This is a genomic window from Nonomuraea sp. NPDC050643, assembly GCF_040654715.1.
GTDB lineage: Bacteria > Actinomycetota > Actinomycetes > Streptosporangiales > Streptosporangiaceae > Nonomuraea.
This window is the reverse complement of sequence record NZ_JBFAIM010000161.1, coordinates 1-2,495: the sequence shown is the minus strand read 5'-3', so window position 1 is coordinate 2,495 and position 2,495 is coordinate 1. Positions and strand designations below refer to the sequence as shown.

Genomic DNA, 2,495 nt, shown 5'->3' with positions numbered 1-2,495 from the left:
GCCCGGTGCGGCAGGCGTGAGTTACCCAGGATCAACGCCGTCAGGTAGACCGCGAGGAAGCCGGATCCGTGCAGCAGGACCGCGCCGGCCAGCGCGCAGAGGCTGATCGCGACGGCGGCGACCCGGCGCGCCACCCGCAGCACCCGCCGCCCTCGCGGCCCCGCCCCTCCCATCCCCCGCTGCCCCCGTGACCCCAATCCGGGCTTCCCCCGCAGCACCCGCCATCCTCGTGACCCCGACCGGCGTGTCCCCCGCAGCAGCCGGCGTAGCGTCCGGGGCCTTCGTGAGTCCGACATCCCGCCGATGCTAGCGGCGTCGCCGCCGCCTCCCCGCCGGGCAGGTGGGCGGGATGCCCGGTTCGTGGTGCAACGTGTAGAAAGGTGCCCATGCCGATCTCTCCCGGTCCGTTCACCGGCCGCACCATCAGCGAACTCGCGCGGGACCTGCGCGAGCACGTGACCACCTCCGCCGAGCTGACCGAGCGGGCGCTCGACGCCGCGGCCGACCTGAACCCCGCCCTCAACGCGTTCGTCACCGTGGACGCCAAGGGGGCGCTGGCGGCGGCACGGCTTGCGGACGAGGAGCTGGCGAACGGCACCGATCGCGGCCCGCTGCACGGGGTACCGGTGGGGGTCAAGGACCTGATCATGGTGGCCGGGCTGCCCGCCACCATGGGCTCGCGGCATTTCACCGGGTACGTCCCCGACACGGACGCGGACTGCGTGACCCGGCTGCGCGCGGCCGGGGCGGTCATCGTCGGCAAGACCACGACGCACGAGTTCGCGTACGGCGCCAGCGGCGACCGCTCCGCGAACGGCCCCTCGCGCAACCCCTGGGACCCGGCGCGCATGTCGGGCGGCTCCAGCGGCGGCAGCGCGGCCGCCGTGGCGGCGGGCATCCTCCCAATGGCGCTCGGCACCGACACCGGCGGCTCGGTGCGCATCCCGGCCGCGCTGTGCGGGATCGCCGGCTTCAAGCCCGCCTACGGGGCCCTCTCATCGGACGGGGTGTTCCCGCTGGCGCGCACGCTCGACCACGTGGGCGTGCTCGCGGGCGACGCCGAGAGCTGTCGGCTGGCGTACGCGTGCCTGACCCCCGCCGCGCCCGCGGGCGAGGCCGGCCCCGGGCGGGTGGCCTGGCTGGACCCCGCCGGGCTCTTCGACGGCGACGCGCGGGTGGTGGCCGCCGTCCGGGCGGTGGCCGAGCCGGCGGCCGGGGGCATGGAGGAGGTGCGGGTGCCCGACTGGGTCGGGGACGCGGTGCGCGCGGCGTACCCGGCGATCGTGAGCTCCGAGGCGGCGGACGTGCACGCCGAGCGGCTGGCGGAGGCTCCCGAGCTGTTCGATCCCGAGGTGCTCGTGCGCCTGAGCGCCGCCCTGGACGTACCGGCCTGGCGCTACGTGCGGGCCATGGCCGCGCGGGCCAAGATCGCCGAAGCGGTCGCGGCGCTGTTCGAGCGGCACGACGTGCTGGCGCTGCCGACCGTGCCGATCACCGCGCCCCTGCTGGACCAGCGCGAGATGAAGCTGGACGGACAGCGGATCCCCGTGCTCCACGCCCTGCTCTCCCTCACCAGCCCGTGGAACGTCCTCGGCCACCCGGCCCTGACCGTGCCCGCCGGGACCGTGGACGGCCTGCCGGTGGGACTCCAGCTCGTCGGCCGCCCCGGCTCCGAGGCCGTCCTGTTCGCCACCGCCGCCCGCCTCTGAGGTCAGGGGGCGGGATCGAGGGCGTGGACGATGCCGGTCTCCAGGCCCGCGTCGTAGCCGGCGCGGAAGGCGGCCGTGTACGCCTGGTCGCCGATCGCCGCCTTGGCCTGCCGCTCGCAGGTCTGCCGGGCGCTGACCCACTCCCGGATGCCGATCTGCGCCCGCCCGATCGTGTCCCACACCTGCTGGGCCAGCCCGAGCCGGCGGGCGGCGTGCTCGCCCTGGCCCGAGGCGGCGGCGGCGCAGGCCAGGATGTCGAGGGCCAGGGCGATCCCGATGTTGTCGTGCAGCCGGTGCTTGGTCTCCAGCGCCGCCCGCGCGTACGTCTGCGCCGCCTCGAACCGCCCGAGCGACAGCTCCCCCCGCGCCCGGAACAGGTCGGCGTAGGCGCGCATCCACCGCTCGCCGTGCCGGTCGCACTCGGCGCACATCTCCTCCAGCGCCTTGGCGGCCTCCTCGGTCCGCCCCGCCGCGGTGTGCACGTGACTCTGGCACAACCGGGCCAGCAGCGCGGGCAGGGTCAGGCCGTGCTGCGGGCGGTGCACGGCCAGCAGACTCTCGGCCAGGGCCAGGGCGAACGCCAGGTCGCCGCGTACGGTGGCGGCGGCCATCACCATCGCCTGCGCGGCCAGCGCCGCGCCGGTGTCGCCGCGGGGGGCGGCGGCACCCGCGCCCGCCGGGGGCCCGAACCATCCGGGGGGGGGGGGGCCCGGGCCGGGGGCGCCCCCCCCGGGAGACCTGAGTGAGGCTCCCCGCATGATCATTACTGGCCTATGCGTCCGTCGA

The 2,495-nt window shown here is 76.3% G+C and carries 2 protein-coding genes; one reads left to right on the top strand and one right to left on the bottom strand.

Going from position 1 to position 2,495, the window contains the following annotated elements:
- Positions 1–386: 386 nt before the first annotated feature.
- Positions 387–1,709, top strand: a complete 1,323-nt coding sequence (locus AB0I15_RS66655; protein WP_358121112.1) for an amidase — start codon at positions 387–389, stop codon at positions 1,707–1,709.
- 2 nt (positions 1,710–1,711) lie between these two features.
- Here AB0I15_RS66655 and AB0I15_RS66650 read toward each other — a convergent pair whose 3' ends face one another.
- The gene (locus tag AB0I15_RS66650; protein ID WP_358121108.1) at positions 1,712–2,320 is read right to left on the bottom strand and encodes a hypothetical protein; all 609 of its coding nucleotides are present in this window, start codon (positions 2,318–2,320) and stop codon (positions 1,712–1,714) included.
- Between the last annotated feature and the right edge of the window lie 175 nt (positions 2,321–2,495).

Excerpts from the sequence above, each read along its gene's own strand:
- AB0I15_RS66655 (WP_358121112.1), top strand. The coding sequence starts at position 387 with ATGCCGATCTCTCCCGGTCCGTTCACCGGCCGCACCATCAGCGAACTC.
- AB0I15_RS66650 (WP_358121108.1), bottom strand. The coding sequence starts at position 2,320 with ATGGCCGCCGCCACCGTACGCGGCGACCTGGCGTTCGCCCTGGCCCTG.